General features: G+C 71.3%; 9 protein-coding genes. 8 read left to right on the forward strand and 1 reads right to left on the reverse strand.

Annotation, left to right across the window (positions count from 1 at the left end; genetic code table 11):
* Positions 1-144 precede the first annotated feature (144 nt).
* The 8 genes from eccE to AB0L89_RS07130 all read left to right on the forward strand — a co-directional run bounded on the left by eccE (position 145) and on the right by AB0L89_RS07130 (position 12,266).
* Positions 145-1,479 carry a type VII secretion protein EccE gene (eccE, locus tag AB0L89_RS07095; protein WP_365135693.1) on the forward strand — a complete coding sequence of 445 codons (1,335 nt, stop codon included), beginning with the start codon at positions 145-147 and terminating at the stop codon, positions 1,477-1,479.
* Positions 1,479-2,255 carry a hypothetical protein gene (locus AB0L89_RS07100; RefSeq protein ID WP_365135695.1) on the forward strand — a complete coding sequence of 259 codons (777 nt, stop codon included), beginning with the start codon at positions 1,479-1,481 and terminating at the stop codon, positions 2,253-2,255. The genes eccE and AB0L89_RS07100 overlap by 1 nt, the downstream gene beginning before the upstream one ends.
* Before the next feature lie 295 nt (positions 2,256-2,550).
* The gene (locus AB0L89_RS07105; protein ID WP_365135697.1) at positions 2,551-5,898 is read left to right on the forward strand and encodes an SCO5717 family growth-regulating ATPase; all 3,348 of its coding nucleotides are present in this window, start codon (positions 2,551-2,553) and stop codon (positions 5,896-5,898) included.
* 408 nt (positions 5,899-6,306) lie between these two features.
* Positions 6,307-8,196, forward strand: a complete 1,890-nt coding sequence (locus AB0L89_RS07110) for an ABC transporter substrate-binding protein (RefSeq protein ID WP_365135700.1) — start codon at positions 6,307-6,309, stop codon at positions 8,194-8,196.
* A gap of 3 nt (positions 8,197-8,199) precedes the next feature.
* Entirely contained in the window at positions 8,200-9,294 is a 1,095-nt protein-coding gene (locus AB0L89_RS07115; protein ID WP_365135703.1) for an ABC transporter permease, read from the forward strand.
* The gene (locus AB0L89_RS07120) at positions 9,291-10,226 is read left to right on the forward strand and encodes an ABC transporter permease (protein ID WP_365135706.1); all 936 of its coding nucleotides are present in this window, start codon (positions 9,291-9,293) and stop codon (positions 10,224-10,226) included. The genes AB0L89_RS07115 and AB0L89_RS07120 overlap by 4 nt, the downstream gene beginning before the upstream one ends.
* Positions 10,227-10,231: 5 nt before the next feature.
* Positions 10,232-11,248: an ABC transporter ATP-binding protein gene (locus tag AB0L89_RS07125; protein ID WP_365135709.1), complete on the forward strand. Its 1,017-nt coding sequence runs from the start codon at positions 10,232-10,234 to the stop codon at positions 11,246-11,248.
* 28 nt (positions 11,249-11,276) lie between these two features.
* Entirely contained in the window at positions 11,277-12,266 is a 990-nt protein-coding gene (locus AB0L89_RS07130) for an ABC transporter ATP-binding protein (RefSeq protein ID WP_365135712.1), read from the forward strand.
* Between the two features lie 95 nt (positions 12,267-12,361).
* On the opposite strand, the gene AB0L89_RS07135 is transcribed toward AB0L89_RS07130, so the two are convergent.
* Complete coding sequence (locus tag AB0L89_RS07135; RefSeq protein ID WP_365135715.1) at positions 12,362-13,312, reverse strand: bifunctional riboflavin kinase/FAD synthetase; 951 nt, start codon at positions 13,310-13,312, stop codon at positions 12,362-12,364.
* Between the last annotated feature and the right edge of the window lie 93 nt (positions 13,313-13,405).

Raw genomic sequence — 13,405 nt, forward strand, 5'->3', positions numbered from 1 at the left:
GGGCGCGAACCCCATTCCTCCATTGCAAGACCCGACCCCTACTATGCAGGGTGAGTAGTCGCGCGTGCGCAGCGGGTAGGGCACCAGAGACCGCAAGCACCCTGCTTATCAAGGGAATTCGCCGGATTCGGGGGGTATGGAGTGATGGCTGCGGGCACCCGGAGCAGACCGCGAGCACGTGTACGCACCCCGGCCGCCGGGCCCGGCGACTCCCGGGGCGGCCCGGAGGGACAGAGCCCGTCCGCAGGCCGCGGCCCCGCATCCGTTCAACTGCGCCTGCGGGCACAGCAGTACGGCTCGTTCCGGCTGCAACAACTCGTCCTCGTCGAGGTCGCCGCCGCGCTGCTCCTCGCCGCCTGGGCCGTCGACCAACTCCTCGTGATCCCAGCCCTCCTGGTGTCCACGCCTCTTCTCCTCCTGGCGGTCGTACGCCGCCGGGGGCGCTCCCTGCCCGACTGGCTGGGCACAGCAAGGGCGTTGCGCGCACGGCAGAGGCGAGCCGCGAACACCGCGGTGCGCCCCGGCACCGAACCGGGGCTCGCACCGGCCGTCGAATGTGATCCCGCGTTGCGGACCTACGCGTACGGCGATCGGGACCGCCGCTCCGTGGGCATCGTCGGGGACGGCACCTTCGTGACCGTCGTGCTCCAGGTCGAGTCGGAGGCCACCTCGTTGCGCGCCGACAGGCGTCAACGCCCGCTCCCCTTGCGGCTCGTGGCGGACGCACTCGAGGTCGACGGCATCCGGCTGGAGTCCGCGCAGGTCGTGCTGCACACTCAACCCGCACCCGCGCTGCACCTGCCGCAGGATTCGATCGCCGTCGGCAACTACGCGCCCCTGCAGGCACAGACAGGAGCTCCCTCGGTACGGATCACCTGGATCGCCCTGAAGCTCGACCCTGAGCTCTGCCCGGAGGCCGTGACGGCACGTGGCGGAGGGCTGCTCGGTGCCCAGAAGTGCGTGGTGCGAATCGCCGATCAGCTGGCAAGTCGGCTGACCGGGGCGGGCTTCCGGGTCACGGTGCTCGACGAGGAGGAGCTGGCGTCCGCCATCGCCACGTCCGCGGGCGCCAACCCCCTGGTCACGGCCCAGGCGGGGCGTGCCGATGCGCCGGAGCGCCGGACCGAGGAGTCGGCACGGTCGTGGCGTTGCGACAACCGCAGGCACACGACGTACTGGGTGAGGCGCTGGCCGCAACTCGGTGGTTCCGCAGGTCAGTCCCTCCCGCAACTCGTGGCCGCGCTCACCGCGGTTCCGGCACTGGCCACCACGTTCAGCCTGGCACTGCGGCGGGATGACCGCAGGGAAGTGTCGCTGTGTGGGCACTTGCGCGTGACGGGGCGCGGCGACGCCGAACTCGTCGCCGCACGACGCGCGTTGGAGCACACCGCGCGGCAGGCGAGGGTCGGCCTCGTGCGGCTCGACCGTGAACAGCTGCCCGGAACTCTCGCCACTCTGCCGCTCGGGGGCACGCGCTGATGACCGCACCTGCACCTGCACCGTCCGCGCGGTCCGGGGAACCCGAGCCTTCGACGGCGGCTCGCGCCCGGCAGCGGATTCGTTCGGGGTTCGGCCTGATCGGGCCGCGGCATCCCCGGCATGCGCTTCCCCTGGAGTCGTTGCCCGAACTCGACCTCCCCATCGGGGACGACGGCGTGGTCATAGGCGTCGACGCCGACGGCAGCCCCGCCGTGCTCGGCGTCAACCGGCCCACTCCGTACGACATGGTCTTCATCGGCGGGCTGTGGACGGCGCAGGTCATCGCGTTGCGAGCGGCCGCGACCGGGGCGCGGGTTGCGGTCGAGACCGGGCGGGCCGGGGCGTGGGCGCAGCTGGTGCAGGCGCTCGGGGTCGGGCAGAGCGGGATGGCCGTGCATGACGTGGGGCGGGTGCCACCGCAGGGGGCGTCCGCGGGGAGTCCGGTGCTCGTCGTGCGGGACTGCGGAATGCGGCCGCCCCGGGGGCGGGTCGCGTCCGCGCCCTGGCAGTCCGTGCTGACGGTGCTGCCCTATCTGAGTCCCGTCGCACCCCGGCTCGTGCGGCAGGCTCGGCTGGTGGGCGTGCAGCGGGTGTCGCCGGACGAAGCGGCACAGATCGGGCGGCTGCTGGGGCTGCCGGGTGCGGATGTGGAGTCGCTGCCGACACTGGCGGACGGTGTGACGCTGTGGTGTGCCGATCGGGACCGGCAGTACGTGATGACGCAGGCCACCGATGCCGAGACCGGATTGTTGGGTACCGCCCGGCGGATGGACTGACCGCGCGGGGCATCGGGCAATTCGGGGTGCGGTGTCGAGTGTTGGGTGATTTGTCTGTCACGGTTTGATGTACGCGGATCGCTCCTGGGTGGGGCGTGACGCAATGGACAGTGTTGGTGGGGTGGACTGCCCTGCCGTGCTCGTGGTTTTGGTGATTAGGCTGGGACTGGGCGCGACGCCAGAACCCTTGAGCGGTTCGGGCGCGTCCTCAACGGGGAGAGCCACGCGGATCGGACGACAGGAACGGTCGCCCCCCACCACGGCACGAGGGTGCTCGACCACACCAGGAGGCATTGTGAGCAGCGATCGGGACGAGATCCGCGGGGGCTGGGACTCACCCGTCGATGATCAGTCCGACGCGGAGTCCGCCTCCGAGACGACGGGCGAGTTCACCATCGACTACGCACCGCCCGCCTGGTACACGCAGAACGCTTCCGGCAGCGCGGGCGAGACGCCTTCGGCGCCGCCTGTTTCTACGCCGCCTGTTTCCGCGCCGTCGGCCTCTGCTCCGCCTGCTGTCGCTCCCCCGGCCGCCGATCCGTCGGTCTCCGAACCGCCGGCTCCGGCTCCGGCCGCGCCTGTGCCGCCCGCCGTTCCGTCCTTCTCCGCGCCGCCGGCTCCGCCCGCGCCGATGACTCCCCCTTCGGGCGCTGTCCCCAGCGTGGTGCCGAAGCTGCCCGTCGGCAGTGGGTTCCAGCCCGCGGCTCCCGAGGTGGCTTCCGATGACGTGGAGCAGTCCGGGGAGCCGGAGACGCCTGAGGTGCCTGAGGCGTCCGAGGCTTCTGTGGGCTCCGTCGTTCCGCCTGTGAGTTCCAGCGGGGGTGTCTCCGACTGGAGTGGCGCCCTCGCCGGGCCCGCCGCCTCCGTGCATGTGACCGGTGTCGTGCCCAAGGGGGAGGTCGACGCCCTGGTCGAGGCCAAGGAGGAGGAGGCCAAGGCCGAGGAGGTCTCTCCTGAGGAGGTCTCGGTCGAGGAGGCCGAAGCCGACGAGGTCTCTGCTGAGGCTGCCGAGGATGTTGAAGTCGAGGCTCCTGCGGTCGCGGCGCCGGTTCCGGGTGAGCCTGTTCTTCCGCCTGCTCCTGTTGCTCCGCCCGCCCCTGTTCTTCCGCCTGCTCCCGTCGTTGAGCCCGCGCCCGCACCCGCTCCTGTGGTCGAGCCCGTTGTCCAGGGGTTCGACAGTGGTGATCTTGAGAGCGGCGCCACCATGCGGTTCTCGCCCCGTGCTCTGAAGCAGGAGATCGAGGAGCGGGCCGCTGCCGCGGAGGCCGAGGCCCAGGCCCAGAGCGAGGGCGCTGCCCCTGAGGCCCCTGAGGCCCCGGATGCCCCGGATGCCCCGGACACCTCGGATGTCCCGGATGCTTCTGAGAGCGCCGCGGTGGACGAGGCTCCTGTGGTTGCCGAGGCCGAGCCTGTTGTCGCCGATGACGTCAGCGGCTCCGCCGGTGCGGACGCGGACGACGTGGACGCGGGCTCCGCGTCCGTTCCCGAGGACGCCGTTCCGCAGGACGCGGTGCCTGCCTCGTGGACTCCGCCGCCCGCGCCCGCGCAGGACGGGCTTCCGCCCCTGCCGCCGGCCTTCCAGCCCGCCGCTCCGCCCGCCGCGCCGCAGTGGCCCGCGCACACGCAGGCACCGCCTCCCGCGCAGCCCGTGCAGCCCGCGCCGGAGCCCGTACAGGCGCAGAACCCGCCGCCGGCACCCGCGCCCGCCCCGGCTCCTGCCCCCTTCCCCGCGCCCGCCCAGCCGCAGGCCCCGCAGCCCGCGCCCGGCGCGTGGCCCGCGAACGGCGCTCCTGGCGCGCCTCAGGGGAGTTACGGGTTCCCGCAGCCGACGCCTCCGCAGAGCGCCGCGCCCGCCCCCGCCCCCGCCCCTGCTCCGGCTCCGGCTCCGGCTCCGGCTCCGGCTCCGGCTCCGGTCAATCCGCAGGGCAGCTATGGGTTCCCCCAGCCCACTCCCCCGCAGAACACTCCGCCCGCTCCTGCGCCCGCCGCTCCCAACTCTCCTGTGCAGCCCGGTGGTTACGGGTTCCCGCAGCCGCCCATGCAGCAGGGGCAGCCGGGGCAGCAGCCCATTCCGGCTCAGCAGCAGGCACCGCAGGCGCCCCAGCCGCCGGCTCCGCAGCCTCAGCCGCCCGTACAGCAGCAGGCGCCCCAGCCCCTGCCGCCGCAGGCCGGGCAGCCGCCCGTCGATCCCCGTACCGGTGCCGCCTGGCCGCAGGCCGTGCAGCACGATCAGCGGGAGCGGACCAACCCCGGGGCTCCGCTCGGGTACACCGCCGCCGTGGAGCTGTCCTCCGACCGGCTGCTGCGCAACGCCAAGTCGAAGGCCAAGAGCAGCCGTCCCGTCGGCGGCGGTTCGCGGTTCAAGCTCGGCGGCAAGAAGGAAGAGGCCGAGCGGCAGCGGAAGTTGGAGCTGATCCGTACGCCGGTGCTGTCCTGCTACCGGATCGCGGTCATCAGCCTCAAGGGCGGCGTGGGCAAGACGACGACCACCACCGCGCTGGGGTCGACGCTCGCCACCGAGCGGCAGGACAAGATCCTCGCGATCGACGCCAACCCCGACGCCGGTACGCTCGGCCGTCGTGTGCGGCGCGAAACCGGGGCCACCATCCGTGACCTCGTCCAGGCGATCCCGTACATCAACTCGTACATGGACATCCGGCGGTTCACCTCGCAGGCGCCGTCCGGCCTGGAGATCATCGCCAACGACGTCGACCCGGCCGTCTCGACGACGTTCAACGACGAGGACTACCGGCGCGCGATCGACGTGCTCGGGAAGCAGTACCCGATCATCCTGACCGACTCCGGTACGGGGCTGCTCTACAGCGCCATGCGCGGGGTGCTCGACCTCGCCGACCAGCTGATCATCATCTCGACGCCGTCCGTGGACGGGGCGAGCAGTGCGTCGACGACGCTGGACTGGCTGTCCGCGCACGGGTACGCGGACCTCGTGTCGCGCTCCATCACCGTCATCTCCGGAGTGCGCGAGACCGGGAAGATGATCAAGGTCGATGACATCGTGTCGCACTTCGAGACGCGGTGCCGGGGTGTTGTGGTGGTGCCGTTCGACGAGCATCTCGCCGCGGGCGCCGAGGTCGATCTCGACATGATGCGGCCGAAGGTGCGGGAGGCGTACTTCAATCTTTCGGCGCTGGTGGCCGAGGACTTCGTGCGGGCTCAGCAGCAGCAGGGGCTGTGGACGTCGGACGGGAATCCGCCGCCGCACATGGCTCCGCCGATGCCGGGGCAGGGGGCGCCGGGTGCGCAGGGGTGGGCTCCTCAGGGTGGGCAGGTTCCGGCCCAGCCGCATGGTGGGCAGCCGCCTGTGCCGCCTCAGCCCCAGCCTCAGCCCCAGCCGGGGCAGCCTCTTCCGTACGCGCCTCAGCAGCCGCAGCCCGGGCAGCAGGCGTATCCCGGGCAGCAGGCGCCGGGGCAGCCGTACCCTCAGCAGCCGGGGGCTCCGCAGGGGTGGCAGGCGGCGCCTCCGCAGCAGCAGGCTCCGTTGCCTCAGCCTCACCCTCAGGCGCAGCCGCCTCAGCAGGAGCAGGCGCAGGACGGGCAGCAGGTGCCGCCGCCCGTGCAGCCCGGGGCGCCGTTCCAGCCGGGGGCGCCGTTCCAGGCGCCGCCGCCCCCGCCGCAGCAGTAGCCGCCGTCCGATCGTCAGTGGGCCCGCACCGTTCCTCGGTGCGGGCCCACCGCCGTTTCCGCCCCCGTTCCCCGCACCCGGCACCTTCGGGCTGTGCCCACCCGTTCCGCCGTGCGGAACGCCTGCCCACAGCGGGGACGGGGACGCCCCCTCACCAGCCCCTCCCCCCACCGTCACCCCCTCACCAGGCATGCGTCAGTGGTCTTGACCAATGCGGATGAAATCCCGGTCAACTCGTTATTTCCGCAGGCCACATGGGGTTCACCTGCCGTTGACGCGCGCAGACTGGCGCTGGTAGACACACACATCAACCAGCTGACGTTCCTTGATCACACAACGTGAAGCCAACGTGGAACCTACGTGCAACCAGCCATCCCTGCGCGAGCGATGACGCGAGGTCACCGACCCATGGACACACAAGATCAGCACGGCAGATCAGCAGTACCGAAGACAGCGGCACCGCACCGCACCCGCGGCCGCCTGAGGCTCGTGCTCGCCGGTGGCGCCGCCGCGTTCACCCTTACGGCCGGTCTCGCGACACCGCTCAATCCGGCTCCGCAGCGGGCCGAGGCCAAGGCCGACGACGGCAAGAAGGTGCTCACCGTCGCCGTCGCGCAGAGCGTCGACTCGCTCAGTCCCTTCCTCGCCCAGCGGCTGCTGAGCACCAGCATCCACCGGCTGACGTACGAGTACCTGACGAACTACGACGCCAAGGACAACAAGGCGATCGCCGGGTTCGCCACGGACTGGAAGCCGTCCGCCGACAAGCTGACCTGGACGTACACCATCCGGGACGACTCGAAGTGGTCGGACGGGAAGAAGGCGACCGCCGAGGACGCGGCCTGGACGTTCAACAAGGTGATGTCCAAGGAGGGCACCGCCACCGCGAACTCCAACTTCGTCACCAACTTCAAGAAGGTGACCGCGCCCAGCCCCACCAAGCTCGTCATCGAGCTGAAGAAGCCGCAGGCGACCATGGCCGCCCTCGACGTGCCGATCGTCCCCAAGCACGTCTGGGAGAAGGTCGACGACATCTCGAAGTTCAACAACGACAAGGACTTCCCCGTCGTCGGCAACGGTCCGTTCATCCTGACGGACTACAAGGTCGACCAGTACGTACGGCTGAAGGCGAACAAGGACTTCTGGCGCGGGGCGCCCAAGTTCGACGAGCTGGTCTTCAAGACGTACAAGGACCAGGACGCCGCCGTCTCCGCCCTGCGCAAGGGTGAGGTCTCCTTCGTCGCCGGGCAGCCCGCACTCACTCCCGCGCAGGCCCAGTCCCTGAAGAACGAGGAGAACATCAAGGTCAACGAGGGGCCGGGGCGGCGCTTCTTCGCGCTCGCCACCAACCCGGGCGCCAAGACCCTGGACGGCGAGAAGTTCGGCGACGGCAACCCGGCCCTGCTGGACAAGAAGGTCCGCCAGGCGCTCTTCCTCTCCGTGGACCGCAGGACGATCGTCGACAAGGTCTTCCAGGGGCAGGCCGTCGAGGGCGCCGGGTACATTCCGCCGCGCTTCTCCGAGTACGCCTGGAAGCCCTCGGCCGACCAGGAGATGACGTACGACCCGAAGAAGGCCGCGCGGCTCCTCGACGAGGCCGGGTACAAGAAGAACGGCGACGGCGAGCGCGTCGGCAAGGACGGCAAGCCGCTGAACTTCCGGATCCTGTGCCACGCCACCGACCCCAATGACAAGGCGGTCGGGAAGTATCTGAAGGAGTGGTGGGGCGACCTCGGCATCGGGCTGAAGGTCAACTGCCTCGACGACGTGTCCGTGCCCTGGTACGCGGGCGAGTACGACCTCGCCTTCGACGGCTGGTCCGTCAACCCGGACCCGGACTTCGTCCTCGGCATCCACACCTGCGCCGCGCTGCCGAAGAAGGCCAAGGAGAGCGCCGCCACCGACAACTTCATCTGCGACAAGAAGTACGACGACCTGTACGACAAGCAGCTCGCCGAGTACGACCCGGCCAAGCGCGCCGACATCGTCAAGCAGATGGAGTCGTGGCTGTACGACTCGGGGTACATGAACGTCCTCGCGTATCCGAACGCCGTCGAGGCCTACCGCACCGACCAGATCAAGTCCATCACCACCATGCCGACGGCCGCGGGCAACATCTACGGCCAGGACGGATATTGGAGCTGGTGGTCGGCCGTTCCCGCGGATGGGAAGAGTTCCTCCAAGGACGACAGCTCGACCGGTGTCATCATCGGTATCGCCGCTGCCGCGGTGGTGCTCGTGGGCAGCGGAGTCCTGTTCGCCCTGCGCCGCCGTTCGACCGCAGAGGACCGCGAGTAACGCATGACCGCTGACAGCAATCCCGCACTGCTCGACACCGAGGGCCCCCTGGGCTCCGGGGCCGACGGCGACCCGGCCACCGCCGGGGCGCCGTCGGCCCGCGGGCCGCGCGCCCGCAACACCCGCGCCTATCTCCTCTATGTGCTGGGCAAGCTCGGCGGCGCGGTCGTGTCGCTGTTCGCCGTGCTCGTCACCAGCTTCTTCCTGTTCCGGCTGATCCCCGGCGACCCGGTCAAGCAGATGACGGGCGGCAAGCGCGTCTCGGCCGAGCAACTGGCCGCCATGCGCAAGGAGTTCGGCCTCGACAAGCCGGTCATGGCCCAGTTCTGGGACTACACCGGCAATGTGCTGAGCGGTGACTTCGGCACGTCGTACCAGTTCCACGCCCCCGTGATGGAGAAGATCACCGGGGCGCTGCCGGCGACGCTGCTGCTCACCGGAACGGCGTACGTCCTCTACACCCTCATCGGCATCTGGCTGGGCACGCGCACGGCCTGGCGCAACGGAAAGCTCGGCGACCGCTTCCACACCGGGCTCGCCCTGACGCTGTACTCCGTGCCGTCGTTCTGGCTCGGCCTGCTGCTCATCATCACCTTCGCGGTGGGGATCGGGCCGATTCCCGGGATGTTCCCGACGGGTGGTCTGGAGTCGGGCGGCGAGACGGGGATCGCCTACGTCCTCGACGTCGCGCACCACATGGTGCTGCCCGTCGTCACGCTGGTCGCGGTCGGGTACGCGCAGACCCTGCTCGTCATGCGGTCCTCGCTGCTGGACGAGATGGGCAGCGACTATCTGACGACCGCGCGCGCCAAGGGGCTCCGCGACGACCTCGTACGCCGTCGGCACGCGGTGCCGAACGCCATGCTGCCGACCGTCACCCTGATGTTCGTGAATCTCGGCACGGTGGTGGCGGGCGCGATCCTCGTCGAGACCGTGTTCTCCTGGCCGGGGCTCGGCGGGCTCTTCTACCAGGCGCTGAGCGTGCCCGACCTGCCGCTGGTGCAGGGGCTGTTCTTCGTCTTCTCCACCGCGGTGATCCTGATGAACACCCTGGCCGACGTGATCTATCCGCTGCTCGATCCCCGGGTGGGCCGATGACGACCGAATCCGCACCGACCACCCCGGCGGCGCCCGCCGCCAAGAGCGCGCGGTCGCTCGCCTGGACCCGCCGCCGCCATTCCGCGGCCCGCTTCTGGCGGGAGTACCGCACCCACAGGGCCGGGCTCTTCGGCCTCGCCGCGCTCGTCCTGATCGCCCTGGCCGCGATCTTCGCGCCGCTGCTGGTGGGCTCCGACGCGCAGAGCGTGACCGACGCGCCGGGCAAGCCGATGGAGTCGCCGAGCGGCGAGTTCCCGCTGGGCACCGACCAGTTCGGGCGCGATCTGCTGGGCCTGCTGGTGTGGGGCGCGCGCATCTCGCTGTCCGTGGGGCTGCTCGCGGCCGTCCTCTCGGTGGCCATCGGCACGCTCGTGGGCATCACGGCCGGTCACTTCAAGGGCTGGTACGCGACCGTCATCATGCGGGTCACCGACTGGTTCCTGGTGATGCCGACGCTGGTGCTCGCCATCGCGCTGGCGTCCGTGATGTCCCGCTCGATCTGGACGATCATCCTGGCGATCGGCGTGACGACCTGGCCGACGACGGCCCGTCTGGTGCGCGCGCAGACCCTCGCGGTGGAGTCGCGCCCGTACATCGAGCGCGCGCAGGCCCTCGGTGGCGGCCACGGCCACATCATGACCCGGCACGTGCTGCCGAACGTCATGCCGCTCGTCCTCGCGCAGACCACGCTCGTGATCTCCGGGGCCATCCTCACCGAGGCGACGCTCGCGTTCCTCGGCCTCGGCGACCCGACGAGCGTCTCGTGGGGCGGCCTGCTCCAGGACGCGCGCGAGGCGGGCGCGGTCAGCGCCGGGCACTGGTGGTACCTCGCCCCGCCCGGTCTCGCCATCGCCGTCGTCGCGCTCGCGTTCACGCTGTGCGGGCGCGCCGTGGAATCCGTGCTCAACCCCAGGCTGGGGGCCTCCCGTTGACCGACATGACCAAGGCGAACGACGCGCGTCTCCTCGACGTCAGAAACCTCGAAGTGACGTACGCGAACGGCGCCGCCGCCGTGCGCGGCGTGAACCTCTCCGTCGACGCCGGGCAGAAGCTCGGCGTCGCCGGCGAGTCGGGCTGCGGCAAGTCCACGCTGGCCCTGGCGCTGCTGCGGCTGCTGCCCGCGGGCACGAAGGTGAGCGGCGAGATCCTGCTCGACGGCGAGGACGTCCTCACCATGAAGTGGGGTCGGGTCCGGGCGGTGCGCTGGGCGGGCGCGTCGATCGTCTTCCAGGGCGCGATGCACTCCCTGAACGCCGTGCACCGCATCGGCGACCAGATCGCCGAGCCGATCCTCCTGCACAAGAAGGCGACGCCGACGGGCGCGAAGAAGAAGGTCGGCGAGCTCCTCGAACACGTGGGGCTGCCCGCCGCCCGCGCGGACGCGTATCCGCACGAGCTGTCCGGCGGCCAGCGCCAGCGCGTGATGATCGCGATGGCGCTCGCCTGCGACCCGCGCCTGATCGTCGCCGACGAGCCGACCACCGCGCTGGACGTGATGATCCAGGCCCAGATCCTGCGCCTGATCGAGCAGCTGGTGGCCGAGCAGGACCTCGGCCTGATGATGATCAGCCATGACCTGGCGGTGCTCTCCGACACCTGCGACCGGCTCGCGGTGATGTACGCGGGCCGCGTCGTCGAGGAGGGCCCGGCCGCCGAGGTGTACGAGAACGCCCGGCACCCCTACGGCAAGGCCCTGTCGGCGGCCTTCCCGCGGATCGGCGACGCGGCGTCGCGGTTCGCCCCGCGCGGGCTGCCCGGCGACCCGCCCGACCCGGCCGCGCTCCCCGCGGGCTGCACCTTCCACCCGCGCTGCCCGGTCGTCCTCGACTCCTGCGCCACGGAGGACCAGGCCCTGCGGGACGCGGGCCCGCACCACCGCGCGGCGTGCGTCCACGCGGGCGCGCAGCTTCCGGCGCAGCCCACGGCGGCCTCGGCGGCGGAGAGCACATCGTGAACCAGAGCGCCCTGACGAGGAGCCGCGCATGACCACCGAGACCCCGGGCGGCCCCCTGCTGTCGGCCGCCGACCTGCACATCGCCTTCCCCGGCCGCCGCGGCGCCCCGACCGCGCGGGCGGTGGACGGCGTCGACCTCGACATCCAGGCGGGCGAGATCGTCGCCCTGGTCGGGGAGTCGGGGTGCGGCAAGACGACACTGGCCCGTTCGCTGCTCGGCCTGGTGCCGCCGACATCGGGCAAGGTGACGTTCGGCGGACAGCCGCTCGACTACGCGAGCCGCGCCCTCAAGGCGTACCGCAAGCGCGTCCAGCTGGTCCTCCAGGACCCCAGCGGGTCCCTGAACCCCCGGCACACGGTGTACGACGCCGTGGCCGAGGGGCTCCGCATCCACGGGTACGCGGGCGACGAGCGGGCGGCGGTCGCCGAGGCCCTCTCGCGGGCCGGTCTGCGCCCGCCGGAGCGGTTCTTCCTGCGCTACCCGCACGAGCTGTCGGGCGGGCAGCGCCAGCGCGTCGTCATCGCGGGCGCGCTGGTCCTGGAGCCGGAACTCATCGTCGCCGACGAGCCGGTGGCGTCCCTCGACGCGTCCGTGCGCGGCGAGATCCTCGCGCTGCTGCTGCGCCTGCGCGACGAACTCGGCCTTTCCGCGCTGGTGGTGACGCACGATCTGGGCCTGGCCTGGAACATCGCGGACCGCGTGGCGGTGATGTACCTGGGGCGGATCGTGGAGACCGGCACGGTGGAGGAGGTGCTGACGGCACCTCAGCACCCTTATACGCAGGCCCTGCTGTCGGTCCTGCCGGAGGCGCCGGGTGCCCCCGTGGTCCTCACGGGTGAGCCGCCGGACCCCTCACGCATTCCGGGTGGCTGTCGCTTCCACGCGCGATGCCAGGTGCTTGCCTCCGGCGAGGCGGAGCGAGCGGGAGTGGCGGAGCGGTGCCGGGGCGAGGACCTGGCGGTCCTCTCGGGCGGCAGCGAGACACAGGTCGCCTGCCACTGGGCGGCGGCGCGTTAGCGTCTGCCGGGGCCAGTGCTTCGGCGACTGCGGGCACATCGTGGTTGCTCGCGCAGTTCCCCGTGCCCCTGACGGGGCGCCGCCCCCACCGGCGCCTACGCCTCGGCCGCCTCGACCAGTTCCCGCGCCTTCTTCACGTCGTCCGCCATCGCGACGAGCAGCGCGTCGATGGAGTCGAACTTCGCCATGCCCCGCACGAAGGCGAGGAAGTCCACGGCCACGTGCAGGCCGTACAGGTCGAGGCCGACGCGGTCGATCGCGTACGCCTCGACGGTCCGCGCGGTCCCGTCGAACGTCGGGTTCGTGCCCACGGAGATCGCCGCGGGCATCGCCTCGCCCTCGACGTGCAGCCATCCGGCGTACACGCCGTCGGCGGGGATGGCGGTGTGCGGCAGGGTCTCCACGTTGGCGGTGGGGTAGCCGAGCTCGCGGCCGCGCTGGGCGCCGCGCACGACGACGCCCTCGACGCGGTGCGGGCGGCCGAGGATCTCCGCGGCGCCCGTCATGTCGCCCTCGGCGACCAGGCGCCGGGTCAGGGTCGAGGAGAAGGGCTCGCCGCCGCCGGCCTCGCCGCTGACGAAGAGGTCGATGACGTCGACCTCGTAGTCGTACGTACGGCCGAGCTCGGTCAGGAAGCCGACGTTGCCCGCGGCCTTGTGGCCGAAGCGGAAGTTGGGGCCCTCGACGACCACGCGGGCGTGCAGCTTGTCGACGAGGACCTTCACGACGAAGTCGGCGGGCGACAGCTTCGAGAACTCGCTGGTGAACGGCAGGATCAGCAGCGCGTCCACGCCGAGGTCGGCCATCAGCTCGGCGCGCCGGTGGTGCGGGGCGAGCAGCGGCGGGTGGCTGCCGGGGCGCACGACCTCGCTGGGGTGGGGGTCGAAGGTGACGACCACGGCGGGCACACCGAGCTCGCGCGCCCGCTCCACGGCACGCCCGATGATCAGCTGGTGACCGCGGTGCACACCGTCGTAGGAACCGATGGTGACGACGCTGCGCCCCCAGTCCTGGGGGATGTCCTCCAAGCCACGCCAGCGCTGCACTTCTTTGCTCCTCGCCGAACCCGTGTTTGTCACGTACGTCTGTACGTTCCCATTGCCGATAACGCAGGACTAAGACTGCCATGCCGACCCCTC

The sequence above is a fragment of the Streptomyces sp. NPDC052114 genome (assembly GCF_040680155.1).
Taxonomy (GTDB): domain Bacteria; phylum Actinomycetota; class Actinomycetes; order Streptomycetales; family Streptomycetaceae; genus Streptomyces.